The 19559-nt window shown below is 70.9% G+C and carries 15 protein-coding genes and 5 pseudogenes; 14 read left to right on the plus strand and 6 right to left on the minus strand.

All coding sequences use genetic code 11. The features are described from left to right. Positions 1 to 181 precede the first annotated feature (181 nt). Positions 182 to 319 (minus strand): hypothetical protein, encoded by a 138-nt coding sequence (locus tag VS93_RS29425; RefSeq protein WP_156184963.1) that lies wholly within the window; start codon positions 317 to 319, stop codon positions 182 to 184. On the opposite strand from VS93_RS29425, the gene VS93_RS21685 reads away from it, so the two are divergent. From VS93_RS21685 to VS93_RS29435, 13 genes and pseudogenes are all read left to right on the plus strand, one after another. Then, positions 318 to 1487: an MFS transporter gene (locus tag VS93_RS21685; protein ID WP_046471736.1), complete on the plus strand. Its 1170-nt coding sequence runs from the start codon at positions 318 to 320 to the stop codon at positions 1485 to 1487. The two genes, VS93_RS29425 and VS93_RS21685, sit on opposite strands and share 2 nt — an antisense overlap. Before the next feature lie 417 nt (positions 1488 to 1904). Further along, positions 1905 to 2507, plus strand: coding sequence for an ECF RNA polymerase sigma factor SigK (sigK, locus tag VS93_RS21690; protein ID WP_082127095.1), 603 nt, complete (start codon positions 1905 to 1907; stop codon positions 2505 to 2507). Next, the gene (locus tag VS93_RS21695) at positions 2504 to 3238 is read left to right on the plus strand and encodes an anti-sigma factor (RefSeq protein WP_046471737.1); all 735 of its coding nucleotides are present in this window, start codon (positions 2504 to 2506) and stop codon (positions 3236 to 3238) included. The genes sigK and VS93_RS21695 overlap by 4 nt, the downstream gene beginning before the upstream one ends. A gap of 105 nt (positions 3239 to 3343) precedes the next feature. Next, positions 3344 to 4630, plus strand: a pseudogene (locus VS93_RS21700) (NAD(P)/FAD-dependent oxidoreductase); the annotation flags it as partial. Beyond that, positions 4624 to 5343 (plus strand): annotated as a pseudogene (locus VS93_RS30120) (DUF1365 domain-containing protein); the annotation flags it as partial. The pseudogenes VS93_RS21700 and VS93_RS30120, both read left to right, overlap by 7 nt. 72 nt (positions 5344 to 5415) lie before the next feature. Continuing rightward, a pseudogene (locus VS93_RS30125) lies at positions 5416 to 6671 on the plus strand (class I SAM-dependent methyltransferase). 3 nt (positions 6672 to 6674) lie between these two features. After that, complete coding sequence (locus VS93_RS21715) at positions 6675 to 7967, plus strand: SAM-dependent methyltransferase (RefSeq protein ID WP_046471739.1); 1293 nt, start codon at positions 6675 to 6677, stop codon at positions 7965 to 7967. Beyond that, positions 7967 to 8764, plus strand: a complete 798-nt coding sequence (locus VS93_RS21720; RefSeq protein WP_046471740.1) for a DUF1295 domain-containing protein — start codon at positions 7967 to 7969, stop codon at positions 8762 to 8764. Before VS93_RS21715 ends, VS93_RS21720 begins: the two co-directional genes overlap by 1 nt. Positions 8765 to 9430: 666 nt before the next feature. Then, complete coding sequence (locus VS93_RS21725) at positions 9431 to 10141, plus strand: CDP-alcohol phosphatidyltransferase family protein (RefSeq protein ID WP_201776713.1); 711 nt, start codon at positions 9431 to 9433, stop codon at positions 10139 to 10141. Continuing rightward, positions 10141 to 10593 (plus strand): annotated as a pseudogene (locus tag VS93_RS33535) (lysophospholipid acyltransferase family protein); the annotation flags it as partial. The gene VS93_RS21725 and the pseudogene VS93_RS33535, both read left to right, overlap by 1 nt. Before the next feature lie 28 nt (positions 10594 to 10621). Beyond that, a complete protein-coding gene (locus VS93_RS32020; RefSeq protein WP_052745916.1) occupies positions 10622 to 10807 on the plus strand; it encodes a hypothetical protein in 186 nt (61 codons plus the stop codon). Next, the gene (locus VS93_RS21735; protein ID WP_046471741.1) at positions 10791 to 11732 is read left to right on the plus strand and encodes a phosphatidate cytidylyltransferase; all 942 of its coding nucleotides are present in this window, start codon (positions 10791 to 10793) and stop codon (positions 11730 to 11732) included. The genes VS93_RS32020 and VS93_RS21735 overlap by 17 nt, the downstream gene beginning before the upstream one ends. Before the next feature lie 840 nt (positions 11733 to 12572). Then, entirely contained in the window at positions 12573 to 12740 is a 168-nt protein-coding gene (locus tag VS93_RS29435) for a hypothetical protein (protein ID WP_156184965.1), read from the plus strand. A gap of 24 nt (positions 12741 to 12764) precedes the next feature. On the opposite strand, the pseudogene VS93_RS27265 reads toward VS93_RS29435, so the two are convergent. After that, positions 12765 to 13241 (minus strand): annotated as a pseudogene (locus VS93_RS27265) (bestrophin-like domain); the annotation flags it as partial. A 12-nt stretch (positions 13242 to 13253) separates the two neighbouring features. After that, the gene (locus VS93_RS27270) at positions 13254 to 13535 is read right to left on the minus strand and encodes a hypothetical protein (RefSeq protein WP_052745918.1); all 282 of its coding nucleotides are present in this window, start codon (positions 13533 to 13535) and stop codon (positions 13254 to 13256) included. Positions 13536 to 13958: 423 nt separating this feature from the next. On the opposite strand from VS93_RS27270, the gene VS93_RS21745 reads away from it, so the two are divergent. Beyond that, on the plus strand, positions 13959 to 14867 hold the full coding sequence (locus tag VS93_RS21745; protein WP_046471755.1) for a pseudouridine-5'-phosphate glycosidase: 909 nt from the start codon (positions 13959 to 13961) through the stop codon (positions 14865 to 14867). 114 nt (positions 14868 to 14981) lie between these two features. On the opposite strand, the gene VS93_RS29825 is transcribed toward VS93_RS21745, so the two are convergent. Genes VS93_RS29825 through VS93_RS21760 form a run of 3 tightly spaced genes read right to left on the minus strand, consistent with a single transcriptional unit; the run spans position 14982 to position 19526 of the window. After that, complete coding sequence (locus tag VS93_RS29825) at positions 14982 to 15941, minus strand: NAD-dependent epimerase/dehydratase family protein (RefSeq protein WP_046471742.1); 960 nt, start codon at positions 15939 to 15941, stop codon at positions 14982 to 14984. Further along, positions 15938 to 16864, minus strand: a complete 927-nt coding sequence (locus tag VS93_RS29830) for a UbiA prenyltransferase family protein (protein ID WP_046471743.1) — start codon at positions 16862 to 16864, stop codon at positions 15938 to 15940. Before VS93_RS29830 ends, VS93_RS29825 begins: the two co-directional genes overlap by 4 nt. Next, entirely contained in the window at positions 16857 to 19526 is a 2670-nt protein-coding gene (locus tag VS93_RS21760) for a PEP/pyruvate-binding domain-containing protein (protein ID WP_046471744.1), read from the minus strand. Before VS93_RS21760 ends, VS93_RS29830 begins: the two co-directional genes overlap by 8 nt. Positions 19527 to 19559: the final 33 nt, after the last annotated feature.

Raw genomic sequence — 19559 nt, forward strand, 5'->3', positions numbered from 1 at the left:
GTCGGCCGCCCCCTGTAGTTCTGCCGCCGGCGCGCCGGTGGTGCATGCCATAGCAACCAGTCGGCCCGCGCCACCACCGGCGATGGGAGCATCGTAGAGGTGCCCGGGGCTCAGAGCCGCGTCCCTCTGCGGTGACACGCTGGTTTGGTCATCCCACCACTCCATGTCTTCTGCGGCCGGTTCACGATGTCCCGCCAGACGTGACGAAGAAGGTGTTCCCCCTGCCCTCGCCCACCCCGAAAGCGACCGACGCCTCCTCCCCCTCCACCGGCTCGGCCCCGGCACGAAAGCCGCCGCGCGCCGGGGCGGTGGTGGCCATGTCGGCCACCGTCCTGGCGCTGAGCGGCCCCGGTCAGACCGTCGGGATCTCGGTCTTCGTCGACCACATCATCGCCGACCTGGAGATAAGCCGCTCAGCCGTGTCGACCGCCTACCTGATCGGCACGCTCGGGGGCGCGGTCGCACTGCCGTGGATCGGCCGAGCGGTCGACCGGCTGGGAGCCCGGCCTGTTCTGGCGCTGGTGGCGCTGATGTTCGGCACCTTCCTCACGCTTCTGGGGGTGGTACAGGAGTTGGTCGGACTGACCGTCGCCTTCGTCGGCGTGCGCGCGATGGGGCAGGGAGGCATGACGCTGGTCGCCACGACCACCGTCGCGATCGCGGTGACCCGCAAGCGCGGGACCATGCTCGGAATCACCACCGCGGTGGGTACGGCGGGGATCTCAATGTTCCCCCTGGCCGCCGACCGGTTCGTCGCCGCGTTCGGTTGGCGCAGCACCATCCTGGCGGAGGCCGGACTGATCTGGTTGGTCGTACTCCCGATCGCCCTGTGGGGAATGCGCCGGGTGCGCCGTTCCACCGACACGGAGGAGTCAGGGACCGGGGAGAGTCCGGAGGGAGCGGCGTGGCCGCTGCGCGAAGTCGTGCGTACCTCCATGTTCTGGGTCGTCTGCAGCGCCGTGGCGTGCAGCGGTCTGGTGGGAACGGCGGTGTTCTTCCACCAGATCTCCGTCCTGGGTGAGCAGGGGCTCACCTCCGCTCAGGCCGCGGCCAACTTCCTGCCGCAGACGGTCGCCGGACTCCTGGCCTCCTTCCTCTTCAGCGCGGCCACCGACCGGTTCTCCCCGAAGCTGCTGATCTTCCTGGCCATGGTGATGCACGTGGGCGCACTGGCCATGCTGCCGTTCGTGGCGCCCGGAGTGACCGCCGTGAGCTACGGCGTCGCACTGGGCGCGGCGGGAGCGGGCGCCCGTGCGGTGGAGGCCGCCGCGTTTCCGTACTACTACGGGACCGCGAGCCTGGGAGCGCTTCGCGGGGTGACCCAGTCGGTCGCGGTGGCATCCACCGCGATAGCGCCGCTGCTGCTCTCCCTGGGATACGACATCGCGGGGTCTTACCAGCAGCCCGTACTCGCGCTCGCGGTACTCCCGGCGGTGATCGCGGTCGCCGCACCGTTCGCCGCGATCCCGCGCCGGAGAACGCCGTGAGTCGGCGGGGCAAAGGCCGCGACACATCGTTCTGGCGGGCGGAGATCCGCTCCCGCCGACCGTCGGCGCCACCCTGATCGCTACGCTGAACGGCGCTGCGGGAACCGCGGCGCCCGCGCTGGTTGCGTCCCGTTCGAGAAGAGGCACCTGGCCGGAAGGGCCTCGCCCGTGCCACGTAGCGGAAGGGAGCAGCACCCGCTGGTCCGGAGATCGGGGAGACCGTGGCCACGGGCCCGGCGGATATTCCGCGGTGAACGACGAGTCCGGCACCATCTGCGGTAGAACATGGAGGCGCCGGATGCCGCGAACATCGTCGACCTCGTCCTCGCGCAGTGGAGCGAGTCCACTGCCCCTCTGAGGACCCTGCGAGCGGAACGGGCCAGCAGGCGGTGAGTCGTTCGCCGAAGAAAGGGACAGATGAAAGAGGAACCCCTGGCGCACCACGTCGACACGCCCGAGCCGGCCATCGCGGAATCCCCCCGACTCGCCGAGCTCCTGCGGCAGGTCGCTCGGGGCGACGAGCGCGCCTTTGAGCAGGTCTATGACAGGGTGATCCCTTCGGTCTACGGCTTGGTCAGGAAGATCCTGCGCGACCCGGCGCAATCGGAGGAGGTCGCCCAGGAGGTTCTCGTGGAGGTCTGGCGCAGCGCCTGCCGCTACGACGAGCACAGAGGGAGCCCGCAGGCCTGGGTGCTGACACTCGCGCACCGGCGCGCGGTGGACCGTGTCCGTTCCGAACAGGCAAGCTCCAAACGTGCGGCCAGGGTGGCCGCGGCGGAGGTCACCACCCCCTATGACGAGGTCGCGGAGGAGGCGACCGGCCGCCTGGAACAGGAGCGCGTCCGCCGCTGCCTGGAGACCCTGACCGAGCTGCAGAGCCAATCGGTCCGGCTGGCCTACTACGGCGGTTACTCCTACCGTGAGGTCGCGCGGCTGCTCTCGTCTCCGCTGGGGACCATCAAGACCCGTATGCGTGACGGCCTCGTCCGACTGCGCGACTGCCTGGGGGTGGAGTGGTGAGCAGAAGGCCACGTCAGGACGTGCACACGCTGGCCGGTGCCTATGCGCTCAACGCCCTGGAGGAGGAAGGGCTGCGCCGGTTCGAGGAACATCTGGCCTACTGCGAGTCCTGCGCGCAGGAGGTACGGGGGCTGACCGAGACCGCGGCGCTTCTCGGAACCGCCGCCGCGCGGAGACCGCCGCAGGATCTGCGCCGCCGCGTCCTCGACGAGGTCTCCCGCACGCGCCAGCTCGCTCCCGCTCCCGTGCCGCTCGCGATCCCCCGCCGGTGGTGGCAGAAGGGCATGGGGCTGGGGCTGGCCGCGTCTCTCCTGCTGGCGGTCGTGCTGGGCGGTGTCGCCGCGAACCAGTACCGCGAACTCAGCGAGATGCGGCAGAACGAACGCGAGGTCGCCCTGGTGCTCGCGGCGCCGGACGCCCGGACCACGTCGGCCCAGCCCGCGGAGGGGGTGTCGGTGAGCGTGGTCACCTCGCACAGCAGAGGCAGGCTCGTCTTCAGCGCGGAGGGCCTGGACCGGCTCGACGATGAGGACTACCAGCTGTGGCTGGCCCGGCCCGGAGGCTCGGTGCGTTCGGCCGGGATCCTGGCGGTCGACTCCGACGGCTCGGCCCGGCCACTGGTGGCGACGGGAGCGGACGAAGCGGAGGGGGTGGCGATGACCGTCGAGCCCGAGGGCGGGTCCCCGCAGCCCACGACCGCTCCCATGATGGAGATGCCGCTGGAGGGCTGACCAGCCGGACCTTCGCCGGACGACACCGTTGCTGTCGAGACCAATCCGCGCCCCGTACCCGCGCCGAATAGCGGGGGAGAACACACCCGCCGAGGTGAAAGGGGCCGGATGAGTCAGCATCGTGAACGCCGCCACGTGGCGGTGGTCGGCAGCGGCGTCACCGGACTTACCGCCGCGCACATCCTGCAACGCGCCGGGGCCGACGTCACTCTGTTCGAAGCGGATGACCGGCTGGGCGGGCACGCCCACACCCACGAGGTGACCGACGGCAGCGGCGCGACGCTGCCGGTCGACAGCGGGTTCATCGTGCACAACACGTGCACCTATCCCAACCTGCTCCGGCTCTTCGAGGAGCTCGGCGTGGCCAGCCGCCCCACCGAGATGAGCCTTTCGGTGCGCTGCGACGAGTGCGGGCTGGAGTACGCCGGAGCCCGCGGCCTGCGCGCCCTGTTCCCCCGAGGGGCCCGTACCGACCGCCGCTACCTGCGCATGCTCACTGAGATTCCGCGGTTCCACCGGTCGGCCCGCGCCCTGCTGCGCAGCGGGCCCGCTTCGCACGGCCACTGGGAACCGACCCTGGGAGAGTTCGTGCGCGCACGCCGGCACTCCTCCTACTTCACCACGCACTTCCTGTTGCCACTGGTCTCGGCCGTGTGGTCCTGCCCGCCCGGGACGGCTCTGCGCTACCCGGCGCGCCACCTGTTCACGTTCCTGGCCCATCACGGGATGCTGACCGTTTTCGGATCCCCGCAATGGCGAACCGTGGTGGGCGGCTCCCGCGCCTACGTGGAACGCCTCGCCAAGAACCTCACGTCGGTGCGCACCTCCACGCCGGTCAGCAGACTCCGGCGGACCGCCGAAGGGGTCGAACTGCGCGCCGACGACACCTCCGCCCGGTTCGACGGGGCCGTTGTCGCCACGCACGCCGACCAGGCCCTGACCCTGCTGGAGGACCCCACCCTCGCCCAGCGCGAGGTGCTGGGGGCGTTCGGCTACTCCCGCAACCGCGTCCTGCTGCACACGGACCCCTCTGTACTGCCGCGCCGGAACGCGGTGCGGGCGAGTTGGAACCACAGGATCTCCTCGTGCTCCGCCCCTGACGAGGCCGTGCAGGTCAGCTACCATATGAACCGCCTGCAGGGGCTCACGTCGGACCGCGACTACATCGTCACCCTCAACGGCGAGGGGGCGGTGCCCGCCGAACGCGTCGAGGCCGCCATGGTCTACGAGCACCCCGTCTACACTCCCGACGCCCTGGCCGCGCAGCAGCGCCTGCCCGAACTGAGTGACGGCGTCCTGGCGTTCGCGGGGGCCTATTCCGGGTGGGGATTCCACGAGGACGGCTGTCGTTCCGGGGCCGCTGCCGCCGCCGCACTGGGAGCCGGATGGTGAGTACCCCGGAACGGGATCTCGCCGCCGCACCGGCGCTGTACGAGACCACGGTCACCCATGTGCGCACCGCTCCTTTGCGCAACGCCTTCAGCTACCCCGGCTACCACTGGCTGGTCGACATCGACGACCTTCCGCGACTGCCGTGGCCGCTGCGCCCGCTCGCCCGGTTCCCGGTCCGCGACCACTGCGGGGACGCCTGCGGGGCGCTGCGCGCCAACGTCGACGCCTTCCTGCGCGCCCACGGCATCGAGCCGAACGGCGGCCGGGTGCTGATGCTGGCCCACGCACGCGTGCTCGGCCACGTGTTCAACCCGATCACGGTGTACTGGTGCTACCGCGCCGACGGCTCACTCGCCTGCGTCATCGCCGAGGTGCACAACACCTACCGGCAGCGCCACCGCTACCTGGTACGCCCCGATACGCGGGGCCGGGCGCAGGCCCGCAAGGAGTTCTACGTCTCGCCGTTCAACGCCGTGGACGGCGTCTACCGGCTCAGCCTGCCCGAGCCCGGCCGCGAGCTCGCCCTCACCGTCACGCTGCACCGCCCGGGAACGGCACCGTTCGTGGCGTCGCTGCGCGGGCGGCGCCGCCCGGCGACCCCGGCCTCACTGCTCCGCCTGGCGCTGCGCCACCCGCTCACCCCGCTGGCCGGTGCCGCGCGCATCCGGCTGCAGGGCGTGAAGCTCTTCCTCCGCGGCCTGCCGATCGTCCCGCGGCCCGCACCGGTGACCGCGCCCCCTGGTGAACACCCCGTCCCGCGTGAAGAACAGACAGGAACACCGGCCATGACCGCCACGACCCCGACCACCCGAACGACCCCCCCGATCGACCCCGGACGCTGGCCCGACGTCGCCCGCGTGCCCCGAGCCGGCGCACGCTCCCGTGTGGCGCGCCTGCTCGCCGAGCGCGCGTTCGCGCGCACCCCCATCCGGGTGACCACCCCGGACGGCCCGCCGGCCGCGGCCGGCGGCAGCGCGCCGCGGATGCGCCTGCACCGGCCGGATGCCCTCTACCGTCGGCTGTCGCGCGACGGCCTGATCGGGTTCGGCGAGTCCTACATGGCCGGCGACTGGGACTCACCGGAGCTCGTTTCGCTGCTGACGGTTCTCGCCGAAGGATACGAGGAGCTGGTTCCCCGGCCGTTGCAGCCGCTGCGGCACCTGGCCCTGCCCACCCGGCCGCGTGCCGAGCGCAACACCCGAAGCGGGGCCCGGCACAACGTGAGCCACCACTACGACCTGTCCAACGAGCTGTTCGCGCTCTTCCTGGACGAGACGATGAGCTACTCCGCCGCGCTCTTCGACGGCGAGCACGAGCCCGACCGCGCGGCCCTGGCCGCGGCCCAGCACCGCAAGATCGACCGGCTGCTCGACGGCGCGGGAGTCACCGAAGGCACCAGGCTGCTGGAGATCGGCACCGGCTGGGGCGAACTCGCCATCCGCGCCGCACACCGCGGTGCCGAGGTCACCTCGATCACCCTTTCCCGCGAGCAGCGCGACCTCGCCCGCGCACGCGCCGCCCGAGCGGGGGCGAGCGGGAGCGTCGACATCCGGCTGTGCGACTACCGCGAGATCACCGGCCGCTTCGACGCCGTTGTGAGCGTGGAGATGATCGAGCGGTCGGCGAACGCTACTGGCCGGTGTTCTGCACCGCCCTGGACCGCCTCCTCCGTCCAGGGGGCCGCGTCAGCCTGCAGACCATCTGCATGGAGCACCGGCTCATGCGGGCTTCACGGCACGGCTTCACCTGGATGCACAAGTATGTCTTCCCCGGCGGTCTGATCCCGTCGATCCCCGCGATCGAGGAGCAGATGGCGCTGCGCACCGCTCTGCGGACCACCGACCGCCTCGCCTTCGGGCCGGACTACGCCGAGACGCTGCGGATCTGGCGGGAGACCTTCAGCGGCGCATCGGACGACGTCGCCCGCCTCGGGTTCGACGACACGTTCCGCCGCATGTGGGTGTTCTACCTCGCCTACTGCGAGGCCGGCTTCCGGTCCGGGATGTTGGACGTCGAACAGCTGATCATGGAGCGTGACTGAACGATGCCGTCCACGAGCGCCGCGCGCGGAGTCGCACCCCTGCTCGCCTCCGCGCTCCGCGGCTTCTTCAACGGTTGTTTCCCCGTCCGCCTGCGAGCGTGGGACGGCAGCGAGGCGGGACCCGCCGGTGCCCCCGCCGTCGTGCTGCACCACCGCGACGCCCTGCGCCACATGCTCGCCAAGCCCGGAGAGCTCGGCCTGGCGCGGGCCTACATCAGCGGAACCCTCGAAGTCCAGGGCGACCTCACCGAAGGGCTCCGCCACGTGTGGAAGACGATCCGGGCGCACGGCACCTCCTGTCCGCGCCCGGCCGACTGGGTCCGCATAGGCCACGTCGCCCTGGTCCTGGGGGTCGTCAAAACGCCGCCGGCGCCGCCCGCGGCGGAGGCCCGGATGCGGGGGATGGTGAACTCGCGCCAGCGCGACGCCAGGGCGATCGCCCACCACTACGACATCTCCAGCGAGCTGTACCGGATCCTTCTGGACCCGTCGATGGCCTACTCGTGCGGCTACTGGACCTCCGAGGACCCCTCGTACACGCTCATCGACGCGCAGTCGGACAAGCTGGATCTCGTCTGCCGCAAGCTCGGGCTCGTGACGGGCGACCGCCTGCTCGACGTGGGATGCGGGTGGGGCGCCCTTAGCCTGCACGCCGCCCGGTACTACGGAGCCCGCGTCACCGCCATCACCCTCTCGACCGAGCAGCGCGACTACGTGCGCTCCCGGATCGACACACTGGGACTGGGCGGTCGCGTCGAGGTGCGCCGCCAGGACTACCGCGACATCGCGGACGGCCCCTTCGACGCGGTGGCCAGCATCGAGATGGGAGAGCACGTCGGGCGGCGCAACTACCCGCTCTTCGCGTCGCGGCTGCACGCTTCGCTGCGTCCGGGCGGGCGGGCACTGGTGCAGCAGATGTCGCGGCGCGGTACCGCCCCCGGCGGTGGTCCGTTCATCGAGACCTACATCGCGCCCGACATGCACATTCGCCCTGTCGGGGCGACCATCGACCTTCTGGAGGAGGCCGGTCTGGAGGTGCGCGACGTGCATGCCATGCGCGAGCACTACGTACGCACGGCACAGGCCTGGTCCGACGCTCTGGAGAACGAGTTCGACGCCGTTGTCGCCCTTGTGGGAACGAGGACCGCGCGCATGTGGCGCCTCTACCTCGCGGGGGGCGCGCTGACGTTCGAGGAGGGGCGCATGGGCGTGGACCAGATTCTCTCGGTGCGCCCGCTGCCGGGGGGCGGCAGCGGGATGCCGGCGACGCGCTCCAGCCTTGAGGTGGTGCATTGATGGGGGACTTCCCGCTCGCCGTTTTCGGTCTCAACCTGGCGGTCACGGCGGGCGCGATCGCGGTTCTGATGCTGGCGACGTTCGCCGCCGCCCGGCGGCTGGGACGGCACAGCGTCGTCGATGTCGCCTGGGGCGCGGGGTTCGTCGTGGTCGCCGTGGTCTCGGCGGTGCTCTCCACCGGCCACGGCGACGTGGTCCGCTCGTGGCTGGTCACCATGCTCACCGTGGTGTGGGGGACGCGGCTGTCCGTGCACATCGCCTTCCGGAGCCGGGGCCAGGGGGAGGATCCCCGCTACAGTGCGCTGCTCGCCGGGGCTCCCGGGAACCGCGACGCGTACGCGCTGCGGGTCGTCTACCTGCTGCAGGGCGCGCTGATCTGGTTCGTCTCGCTGCCGTTGCAGGTCGCGGTGTACAGCGGCGGGGAGGCCGGGTGGGTGATGGCCGCCGGCGCCCTCGTCTGGACTCTCGGGTTCGCGTTCGAGGCCATAGGCGACGGGCAGCTCGCCCGGTTCAGGGCCGATCCGGCCAACCGGGAGCGGATCATGGACCGCGGGCTGTGGGCCTGGACGCGGCATCCGAACTACTTCGGTGACGCGTGCGTGTGGTGGGGGTTCTTCCTGATCGCCGCTGACTCTTGGGCGGGGGTGCTCACCCTGCCCGCGCCGCTGGTGATGACATGGCTGCTCACGAGGGGATCCGGCCGGCGCCTCCTGGAACAGCGGATGAACGGGCGTCCTGGCTGGGAGGAGTACACCCGGCGGACCAGCGCTTTCGTTCCCAAGCCACCGCGCCGCTGACCCCCTTCGCCGGGTCGTTTTTGAGGTGGACGGCCCGGCGAAGGGTCCATCGTGGTCGCGGGCGACCGTGTTCGAAGCCCCGCCCGCGGCGCAGGGCGGGACGTGTTCCCGGGAGCACCCTGCTGCCCGCCACCGCCCAAACGATTACAGGAATGCAGATCCCTCCTTAAAGAATTCAGATTCATTTAAGGAGTGCGGTGGTCGCGCCCGAGAGGCGGGGAGTGAATTCTGGCAGTGGGGATTGTGTTTCTTTTTGTGTAAGCCAGATCACACGGCGGCCGCGGTTTTGTTCTGATTTTCGTCGGTGGCGAAAGGGCAGTTCAAGTCGGTGTGCTTCGGGGGTTCGGTGATCCTGTCAGGGGGTTTGGTGAATCTTCTCCCCGTCGGATAGCGTGACGCAGCGTCCGGCAGCGGATGCGGATTTCTGTTCTGAATGGCTTTGCGCTGGAGGGCCAACCGCGGGTTCTCGTCTGCTCGGCCGCCCGAAGTTCTGAGCGTTGCGAACGGCGTATCTTGATCGGCGTTCGGCGCGACCGCGTTCGGGGGTCTCGCGGCTCCGCGATCGCAAAGCGGGACCAGGCCCAAGATGCCATTCCGGCAGCGCATGCCGAACAGTCACCACCGGGCGGGGAACACGGGGTCGTAGGAAAAGAAAAAGGAATACCAGTGAGAACACACGCGCGTCGAGCGCAGCAGGACACGGCGACAGACGCACCGGGGGCGGATGTCGGAGAAGGCGCCCGCCGGCCGATCCAGGCGCGGAAGGCGAAGTGGGCGGGCGCGGTCGCATCGGGACTGGCGCGTTCCGGTGTGACCCCCAATCAGATTTCGGTGGCCAGCGTTCTCTTCGCACTGGCCGCCGGGGCGAGTCTTGTGCTCGGGGCCCATACGAACACGGCGTATGCGAACATCCTGTTCCCGGTCGCGGCCGCGCTCTTCATACAGCTGCGGCTACTGTGCAACCTGTTCGACGGGATGGTGGCGGTCGAGGGCGGCCGGGGGACGAAGTCGGGGGAGGTCTTCAACGATTTCCCCGACCGGATCGCCGATCCGCTGATCCTCATCGGCGCAGGCTATGCGATCACCTCTGTCCCGTACGGCTCCGAGTTGGGGTGGGCCGCCGCTCTTCTCGCGGTGCTGACGGCATATATCCGTGTGCTCGGCGGGTCGATGGGACTCGCTCAGTCCTTCATAGGCCCGATGGCCAAGCAGCACCGTATGGCGCTGATGACGCTCGCCTGCCTGGCCCAGGCGCTGGAGGGTCTCGCCGGAGTGCCCGCGCGGGCGCTGCCGGTGGCACTCGCGCTGATCGTGGTCGGCTGTGTCGTGACCGTCTGCCGCCGTGCCGTACGTATCGTCCGTGAGGCCGAGGCGTGATGAGCTACCGAGCCCGCGCCCTGGCCAAAGGGATCACCATTACCGCGCGGCTGCTGAGCGGTGTCAGGCCCCAGCCGGCCGACCAGCTGCCGTACAGCGATCCCGCCGTGTACTTCGCCAACCACACGAGTCATCTCGACGCGGTGGTCCTGTGGTCGGTCCTTCCCGTCAGCCTGCGCGCCCGCACCCGGCCCGTCGCCGCGAAGGACTACTGGACCAGCGGGCCGGTCCGGCGCTACCTCGCGAAGGAAGTCCTGCACACGGTGCTCGTCGAGCGCGGGGGCCCGGGCGGCGGCGGGGAGCGTACCCGCGGCACGGGCGCGGTCGGGGAGATGGCCGCGGCCGTCCGCGGCGGCTCGTCGCTGATCCTCTTCCCGGAGCACCCGCCGGCAGAGCGACGACCGGGACGCCGGGATCGCTCCCTTCCGCAGCGGCATCTTCCATCTCGCGGCGGAGCTGCCCGATACCGATCTGGTGCCCGTGTACCTGGAGAACCTGAACCGCATCCTCCCCAAGGAGGAATTCCTGCCGGTGCCCGCCCTGGGGCAGGTGCGTTTCGGCGCGCCCATCCGCATGGTCTCTGGGGAGTCGAAGCCCGAGTTTCTCGAGCGTGCCCGCGCGTCACTGCTCAAGCTGAAGGAGGAGTCCTGTGGCCATCGACCGTGAACTGGTGTGGCTGAGTGCCGGCGTTCTCGGGCTTCTGGTCATCGCGACCGCCGTTGGTGCGATCCTGCGCAGGAACGTTGTCAGTGATTCGGCGATCGCCACTGTCGACAACCTGAATGCGCGAACCCGTGCATGGTGGGCGATGTGCGCCGTGTTCGCACTTGCCGTCGCAATGGGACCCATCGGGTCGATCCTGCTGTTCGGCCTCACCTCGTTCCTGGCGCTGCGCGAGTTCGTCACCCTCACCCCGGCGCGCTCCGGCGACCACCGGGCCCTGTTCTGGGCGTTCTTCATCGTCATACCGGTGCAGTACCTGCTGGTCGCTGGCGGCTGGTACGGGCTCTTCAGCATCTTCATCCCCGTCTACGCGTTCCTGTTCATCCCGGTCCGTGCCGCGATGGCGGGAGACACCACCGACTTCCTTGGGCGGGCGGCCAAAACGCAGTGGGCGCTCATGATCTGTGTCTACTGTGTCAGCCATGCGCCGGCGCTGCTGATGCTCGAGATCCCCGGATACGCGGAGCAGAATCTCAAGCTGCTCTTCTTCCTGGTTTTCGTGGTCCAGGCCAGCGATGTGCTGCAGTACATCTGGGGAAAGACGCTCGGGCGGCGCCCGATCGCGCCGAGAGTGAGTCCGGGCAAGACAGTCGAGGGATTCGTCGGCGGTATCGTGTCGGCGACGCTCCTCGGCGCGGCCATGTGGTGGATTACGCCGTTCAGTCCGTGGCAGGCGGGTGCGATGTCGCTGACCATCGCGCTGATGGGGTTCGCCGGAGGGCTCACGATGTCGGCCATCAAGCGCGACCGCGGCATCAAGGACTACGGCACCATGATCAAAGGCCATGGCGGGATAATGGACCGCATCGACTCGATCTGCTTCGCGGCACCGGTGTTCTTCCACCTGACCCACTTTTTCTTCGTCTGAGGAACGTGCCCGCCGCCGACGGCTGTTCGCCCCGTATCCGATCCTGTTCACGCCGCCTCCGGAGCGGTTCTGTTCGTGCCTGTCTGCCCCGACCATCCTGTCCTTTTCCCGTGATCGCCTTGTTGGTACGGACTTCTGTCCGCGTTCTCGCGGACAGCGGCGTCGGATTCCGCGATCATGTGGGGGCGGCCGTCCCCTTTTCGTTGGCGCCTACCCCGTCGGGTCTCTCCCCCATACGAGCCGCCCCGAGTCGATGAGGAGATGAGCGGCATGCCCCCAGCGAAGGCCTCTCCGCGTTCCGCGGGTTCGGTTCGTCCCTCCTCACCGCGGTCCCGCCGGGGCGGCCCCCGCGCGGCCGTCCCCGGACTGACACTCGCCCTCGCCCTTTTCGCGGCAGTGGGGCCCGTCCAGGCCGCTGAGGTCTCCCGGGAGCCCGGGGAGCCGCCTTCCTCCCCGGAGGGGCGCGATGGCGGTGACCCCGGCACGGACCCCGGTGTTTCGGTGCAGGGGCCCGGGGCGAGTGTTGAGGTGGGCGGGCGTGTGATCGTCTGCGCTCCAGGGGTCACGGTCTCCGTCTCCGTAGGGGAGCCGCCGCCGGCCTGCCCGTCCGCGCCCTCCCCGGAACCGCCGCCGGATCCGTCCCCGCCGGATCCGTCTCAGCCCCCTTCTCCGCAACCGGCGCCGCCGGAACCGCCGTCCGACTCCGCCTCCGACCCCCCTCCGGAACCGCAGGCCGAACCGTCCGCGCCCTCCCTGGAACCGCCGCCATCGCCGGAGGAACCGCCCCTTGAGAGGGCCGCCCCCTCGCCCGCGGCCGCCTCTCCACCCGCCGATCCGGCCGTGCCCGAAGATCCGCCGGAGTCCACCCTCGCGGCCCCGCTGCGCGCCAACCCGCCTGAGGCGGGGGAGGACCGCGGGTTCGACGGGTTCAGCCCGGCGCACATCATGCTCTTCGTGGTGCTGATCAGCGTCGCGGTGGCTGTGGGAGCGTCCGGTAGCCGCGGATAGGGGACCTGGCGGGTGCCGTTTCGCTCAGGCACCGATGGCGCGGTCGATCCGGTCGAACCCGGCGAGCGCGTCCTGCAGCGGTTGGGGGTCGATGGCGTGCACCCCGGCGTAGGAGTTGTCGAGGAAGAACAGCACCACGACCGTCGCGGCGACGAAGAGCAGGTTCACCAGGGCCCAGAGGAGTTTCGCCCGGGAGCCGCGGGTGCTGGAGCCGAACGGCATCACCGCCACGGCCGCGGCGCTTACGACGACGGCGACCGTCAGCGCTTGAGGGATGGTGTCCTCGGCGGAGTCGGCCCGCTGGATCCGCTGGTCCACCAGCACGGCCATGTTCTGGTGCGCGGTCAGCTGATCGGCGGTCTCGGGACGGTTCCCCTCAGCGACTTCGTTCACGCTCACCATCAGCCGGTCGAGGTCGGTCTCCCCGGCGTCGCTCAGCTCTCCCTCCCGCATCGACGGCCAGTCGTCGCGCACGACCGTCTCGATGTAATCGCGCAGGTCCTGGCGGACCCGCTAGGCGTTTTCGTCCGGGAAGGCCGGAGTGTTCCAATAGAGGGCGGTCGCCGCCGAGGCCTCATCGACCGTGTTGTCGGCCGCGGTGTTCTTGTTCTCCCAACCGATCACGATGCCCATGGCCATCGAAACCAGGTAGATGGCCAGTACGCACGGAGCGATCAGGGTCCCCACGGGCCCTTGGTAGTCGTCCTCGGAAGTTCCGGACTTCCGAGCTATCAGATAACCGGTGGCGAGCGCCAGCACAAGGGCGCCGAGGAGCGGAACGAGAGTGACGGTCATGCCTCTTCCGGAAAAACGGATTCAGGGGGCCGGCGGAGCCGGTTCCGTCGAGCGGTGAGGCGAAGGGGATTCCCTGCGCCGACTGACCATGTACCCACACTCGGCGCGGGAATCACGGGGCCGGGCGGTGAAACGAGTAATCGGCGAATACGGTCCGAGCGCACTTCCATTCCGGGAAACAGGCGGGCGGGAATAGGTCAGATCCGGAATCCGGGGTCCGCTGAGTTCATATCCGGAGCGTTTTTTCCGTTCTGTCGCGACATTCCGGGAGAACCCGGGCGTACGGCGCGTTCGTGAGGGCCGCGGACCGGTTCCGGTGCGAGGCGCAACCGGCGCGGCGCGGGGCGAGCGGCGCACCGCCCCGGTTGTAACGTGGGGCGAAAGGCCGTTGCCGTGCGCGTGGACACGATCGGAGGTGCGCTGATGTCCCTGGTCGTGCCAGGCGAGGTGCGCGACGCGCTGGCGGCCGGCCGCCCGGTGGTGGCCCTGGAGTCGACCATCCTCACCCACGGGCTGCCCCGCCCGCGCAACCTGGACGTCGCCGTCGACGCTGAGCAGCGGTTGCGGAAGGCGGGGGCGGTGCCGGCCACGGTCGGGGTGATCGACGGTGCCGCCGTGGTCGGGCTCACTGAGGAGCAGGTCGTCCGGTTGACCCGGGAGGACGTCGCCAAGCTCAGCGTGCGGGACCTGCCGGTGGCCGTCGCGAAGGGGCTCAGCGGAGGAACCACCGTGGCCGCCACCGCGCTGCTGGCCGAAAGGGCGGGGATCGCGGTGTTCGCCACCGGCGGGATCGGCGGGGTGCACGGTGGCGCCGGCTTCGACGAGTCCGCCGATCTGGTCACACTGGCCGGGGTGCCGATCACCGTGGTCAGCGCCGGCGTCAAGTCCATCCTGGACATCCCGGCCACGCTGGAGCGGCTGGAGTCGCTGAGCATCCCGGTCGTGGGCTTTCGGACCGACCGGTTCCCGGCCTTCTACATCGCCGACTCCGGCCACGCGCTCGACCACTGTGTCGACTCGCCACGGGAGGCGGCGGCCGTGGCCGCGGCCCGGCACCGGTTGGGGCTGCGCTCGGCGGTGCTGATCGCCAACCCGGTGCCGCGGAGCCAGCAGTTGCCGGTTGAGCTGCACGAGCGCGTGGTGTCCGAGGCGTGGCGGGCCGCGCGCGAGCAGCGCATCGCCGGCAAGGACACCACACCGTTCCTGCTCGACCACATCGCGCGGGCCACCGACGGGCGCAGCATCGAGGTCAACATCGCCGTGTACCGCAACAACATCGCTGTTGGCGCGGAGATCGCCGCGGAGATCGCCGCCGGGAGCGGAGCGGGGTGAGAACACCCGGCACCGGATGGTCCCGCCGAGGGCCCGGCGCATACCGGGCAGGCACCGGTCCGGCGCCCCGAGGCCGCCACCCGGTCCGCGGCGCAGAGCGCACCGCGACTCCGCCTACCCGCCCCTTTCCAGGTGGCGCCGGTACCAGTCGGCGTACTCGGGGAAGCGCCGGGGGAACGGCGCGCCGGGCGCGACGCCGGTGGCCGCCCAGATCCGGGTGCTGTCGTAGAAGTGGTCGAAGCTCACCAGGGCCAGCCGCCGGGCCATGTCCGCGGACAGGCCGAGTTCCTGGACGGCGTCCTGGTACGCGATGGCGCCGGCGGCCCGGGGCAGGCCGAGTTCGGCGCTGAGCGAGTCGAGGATCCGTCCCACCGGCACCGCTTCGGGGTGGTTCACGTGGTACACCGCGCCTCCCAACACGGCTCCGGGGCTTTCCGCGGCCGCCGCGGTGACATCGGCCAGGGCGTCGACCGCGATCGTGGAGAGCCGCGCGGTCCCGCCGTTGACCCGCTTCGGCAGGAACCGCGCCAGTGCCGCCAGGGTCGGGACGAACCAGACGTCGCCGGGGCCGTAGACGAACATGGGCCGGAACACGGTACCGCCGTGGGACAGCACCATCCTCTCGGCGGCCAGCCGGGACCGGCTGACCGCCGTCTCGGGCGCGGGAGGGAGCGCGTCCTCGGCGATCCCGCGGTGCGGACCGGCGCCGTACACGGCGGCGGTGCTGATGTAGACAACGTGGCGCACCCCCGCCCGGGACGCCTCGGCGAGCAGTGCCCGCGTTCCCCGCTCGTTGACCGCCCGGCAGACCTCGGCGCCGGCGTCCACGGCCGAGGCCGCGTGCACGACGGTGTGCACGCCGTCGCAGATCCCGGTGAGAGTGGCCGGGCGGGTCAGGTCGGCCCGCACCACCTCCGTTCCGGGTGCCCCGCTGGCGGTGAGCGGTGAGTCGTCCGGCAGGGCGCGCCGGTGCACGAGCGCGCGGACGGGGTGCGGGGTCCGTGCGAGCCGGCGCGCGATCGCCGATCCGACGAACCCGGCGGCTCCGGTGAGCAGGACGCGCCTGGAGGTCACCCCCACCACCCCGGAAGGAGGCGCGTGGCGGCCGCCGCCTGGACCACGAGCCCTGTGTAGAACACAACGAGAAATCCCATCGCGAGTCCTTTGTTCCAGGTGCGCCTGCCGCGGGAGCCGAACGTCCACGCGCCCAGACCGGCGAGGAGCAGGGCCGTGTAGGGCAGCCAGCCGGCGACCGCCGCGGCCCCGGTGAACGTCCAGGGACGGAACAGCGCCAGCGCGGTGGCGGCCGCGTAGGCGGCGCTCCCGGCCGCCAGTAGGCCGCTGGCCACGGGACCGGCGACGTTGGAGTACAGGCGCTGGTCCGTCCTGTCCCACGCGGTCTTGCGCGCGAACTCGAAGTGCAGGAAGGCGAACGCGAAGACCGCCAGTAAAGGGGCGACCGCCCACCCCGCGGCGGTCGCGCGGGAGTCGAGGAAGGACACGGCGAGATAGCAGGAGAGGAGGAGCTGCACCGGATAGGTGACCGCGAGATTGCGGAAGACGCCGTCGCGGACCCGGGGCGAGTGCCGTTCCAGATGGATGAGGAGAAGCGCGTAGGCCAGGTCGAGCGCCAGTACCGCGGTCCCGAGGGAGGAAACGGGGATGTTCGCGGCCAGCACCGCGCCCGCGATGACCGCCATCGCCCGGCGCAGCTCGGCCGTGGAGATACTGCCGCGCACCAGGGGACGCTCCGGATGGTGCACCCGGTCGTAGTCGAGGTCCTTCTGCTCGTCGACGATGCGCAGGAAGAGGAGCACGAGCCACACCGTCAGCGCGCGGAGCGCGGTGTCGGCCCCGACGACCGGGCCCGTCCCGCCACTGAGCAGGGCCAGGCTTCCCTCCAGCGCGAGGCTCCACAGCGCGGCGTAGGTCAGATAGATCCGCGCGGGGAAGGTCTCGCCCGCGAACGCCGCGAACCGCCGCACCGCCTCACCCATCCCGGCCTCCGCCGGGGAGGACGATCTCACCGGTGGTGCCGTCCATCTCGATGACCGCGCCGTCGGGGATCTCCGCGGTCGCGCCGGGCACCGAGACGATCGTGGGAATGGCGAACTTGCGTCCCGTGATGGCGGTGTGGGAGAGCATCGTGCCGCGCTCCACCACGATTCCCCTGGCACGCAGCATCAGGAAGAGCCACCCTGGGTCGGTCTCCTTCGCGACCAGGATCATGTCCCCGCACGGTTCGATCCGCTCGCGGGGGTCGTGCACCACCCGGGCGGTTCCCCGGACCCTGCCGCCGCTGGAGCCGGTTCCGCGCAGGAGCGGGCGCGCCGCCGCCGGCGCCGCTCGCGGCACCGGCCAGGAGTCGCGGACGGCCCCCAGGGTCGTGAAGAACATGGGCGGTTCGGCGCCGGCGTCCTCGAACTCGCGCCTGCGGACCTCGACGAGGCCGCCGAGGTCCGCGGTGGGACCGGTGCCGTCGAAGTACCCGAAGAGCTCGTCGAGTGCGAGGTGCTGGACGTCGCGGGCGTCGTCCAGCACCTCGCGCGCCGCGAGGTGGCCGCCGAGCCCCGCGCAGACCGCCCGGGCGAACCCGAACAGCTCGCCGCGCGAGTACCGGGAGTTCTCCCGGTACCGGATGTAGCGGCGCAGCCGTCCCAGCAGGAACCGCAGGATGGCGCGCCGTACCGGACGGCGCGCGGTGCGGCCTGCGAAGGTCCTCTCGGCGGCCGACCGCAACGCCTGCTCGGTGGCGCGCAGGCCATCGCCGGTGATGTCCGTGCGCACGTAGTCGCGGATCAGCGGCAGCAGGAGCCACGGGCAGAGCCGCGGGGTCGGCTCCTCCAATTTGAGTTCCCGCACGCCGCGGTCGCCGTAGCGGTCGATGTGCCGGCGGACCGCGGCCGCGAAGTCCGCGCCGTGCTCGTGCCGCTCGATCGCGCGCCACAGCTCCTGGTGCGGCTCCTGCTCCAGGGCGCGCACCAGGGCGGGGCGCTCCCGGGCCATCGCGGCCAGGTCCACCAGCGAGCGTACGGCGGCGACGCTCACGATGTCCTCGTCGCCGCACAGCAGGTCGTTGACCAGGCCGGGCCCCGCGTCCGGAACCCAGCGGGCGAACAGCCGGCGGGTGATACCGCTGGTGGCGCCGAGGAGAGTGTCGTTGACCAGTGTCGCTCCCCAGAGGTCGCCGACCTCGCGCCAGACGTCGTGGAACTCGTTGACGCAGGCCAGTGGCTCGCGCCCGGACCAGTCGACCCCCTGGCGGGGGGCGATGACGGAGCGCCAGCGCGCCTCGAAACCCCGCATGGCGCGGTCGTGGCCGACCAGCAGGCGCACCATCCGCGCGACCGGTCCGCTCAGCCGGAGTGCGACCCCCAGCCGGGTGCTGGCGATCCCGGCGACCGTGTCGGCGGAGGCCTCCGAGCTGTCCTCGATGCCCATCATGGACTGCCACGAGGCCCGGAACAGCGGGAAGAGCCGGAGTTGGCGGTGCAGCCGGTACCAGGAGGTGAGTCGGTAGTAGATCCGGCCGTTCGCCAGCCCGATCATGCGGTCCAGATGCTCGCTGTTGTCGTGCAGGCTGCGGTGGCCGACGCCGAGACGCAGATAGAAGTCGGTGAAGATCGTGCGGTAGAAACGCTGGGCGAACGTGTAGGTGAGAGTGGTCGTGACACCAGGGAAGCTCTCCGTGACGTTGGCGTTGCTCCACCACAGCAGCAGGCGCGGGTCGATGGGAATCGGGCGGGCCTGGAGCAGATGGACGCGCCCGGCGGCGTCGATGGTCCCCTCGATGTCCTGAGCGGCGCCGAACAGCCGCTCGACCCGTGCCCCGAGGTCGGCGAGGCGTTCGGCTTCAGCGTCGTCGAGCACGGGACGCTCGCGGTCCTCCTCCGGCACCCTCTGCGTGACCAGCTCGTCCCCTCCGGCCCCGGCGTCCCGGACGAGAGCGCGTTCCTTGACGGTGGTCTCGCTCCGCACCCCGCCGGATGCGACGTAGAAGTGGTCGATCTCGACCTTCTCCCGCACGACGCCCTCGCCGACCCCGTATCCCGCCGCGATCACCGTCTCGCGGGACCCCGTACGGGGATCGCGGGTGAAAAGCACGAAGGACCGGCGGCCGGGCACCATGGCCTGGACACCGACAGCCATGCGGGCCTCTCGCGCGTCACCGCCCCGGGCGTGTCGGTAGATCAGGGACTCGGAGGTGAACACGGAGGCCCAGACGGAGCCGACCGCCTCCAGCAGACCGGGGCGGCTGACGAAGAGGCGGGTGTCGGCCATCCCGGCGAAGGAGTCGGTGGCGGAGTCCTCCCCCGAGGACGCGTCGGCGCCGAGCATGGAAGAGCGCACCGAGACCCTGCCCCCTTCGGGGAGCAGCTCGTCGAAGGCGGTCAGGAAGGCGCCGGCCATCGCCTCCGGGATCGGCCGTGCGTGTACGAGCGCGCGGAGGGCGGCGGCGTGCTCCTCGACCGAGCGGCTGTCGCCGTAGTCGATGGCGTCCAGTCGCCGCGAGATCTCCTCCCGTACCGGTTCCACCACCTCCATCCAGCACGTCACCGGTACGCAGAAGAACGGGGGGACCGCCAGGCCCGCGGCGGCCATCCGCGCCTGCCGGCTGAGCTTCTGGCCGACCTGCTCCGGGGCCACGGCCTCGGCCATGGGGATCACATACGGCGCGCGGGCGCGGCGGGG

Source organism: Allosalinactinospora lopnorensis, assembly GCF_000981225.1.
GTDB lineage: Bacteria > Actinomycetota > Actinomycetes > Streptosporangiales > Streptosporangiaceae > Allosalinactinospora > Allosalinactinospora lopnorensis.

Bases quoted from the DNA above. Each gene is read 5' to 3' on its own strand.
- VS93_RS21685 (WP_046471736.1), top strand. From the start codon at position 318: ATGTCGGCCACCGTCCTGGCGCTGAGCGGCCCCGGTCAGACCGTCGGG.
- VS93_RS29425 (WP_156184963.1), bottom strand. From the start codon at position 319: ATGGCCACCACCGCCCCGGCGCGCGGCGGCTTTCGTGCCGGGGCCGAG.
- sigK (WP_082127095.1), top strand. From the start codon at position 1,905: ATGAAAGAGGAACCCCTGGCGCACCACGTCGACACGCCCGAGCCGGCC.
- VS93_RS21715 (WP_046471739.1), top strand. From the start codon at position 6,675: ATGCCGTCCACGAGCGCCGCGCGCGGAGTCGCACCCCTGCTCGCCTCC.
- VS93_RS21720 (WP_046471740.1), top strand. From the start codon at position 7,967: ATGGGGGACTTCCCGCTCGCCGTTTTCGGTCTCAACCTGGCGGTCACG.
- VS93_RS27270 (WP_052745918.1), bottom strand. From the start codon at position 13,535: ATGACCGTCACTCTCGTTCCGCTCCTCGGCGCCCTTGTGCTGGCGCTC.
- VS93_RS21745 (WP_046471755.1), top strand. From the start codon at position 13,959: ATGTCCCTGGTCGTGCCAGGCGAGGTGCGCGACGCGCTGGCGGCCGGC.
- VS93_RS29830 (WP_046471743.1), bottom strand. From the start codon at position 16,864: ATGGGTGAGGCGGTGCGGCGGTTCGCGGCGTTCGCGGGCGAGACCTTC.
- VS93_RS21760 (WP_046471744.1), bottom strand. From the start codon at position 19,526: ATGGCCGAGGCCGTGGCCCCGGAGCAGGTCGGCCAGAAGCTCAGCCGG.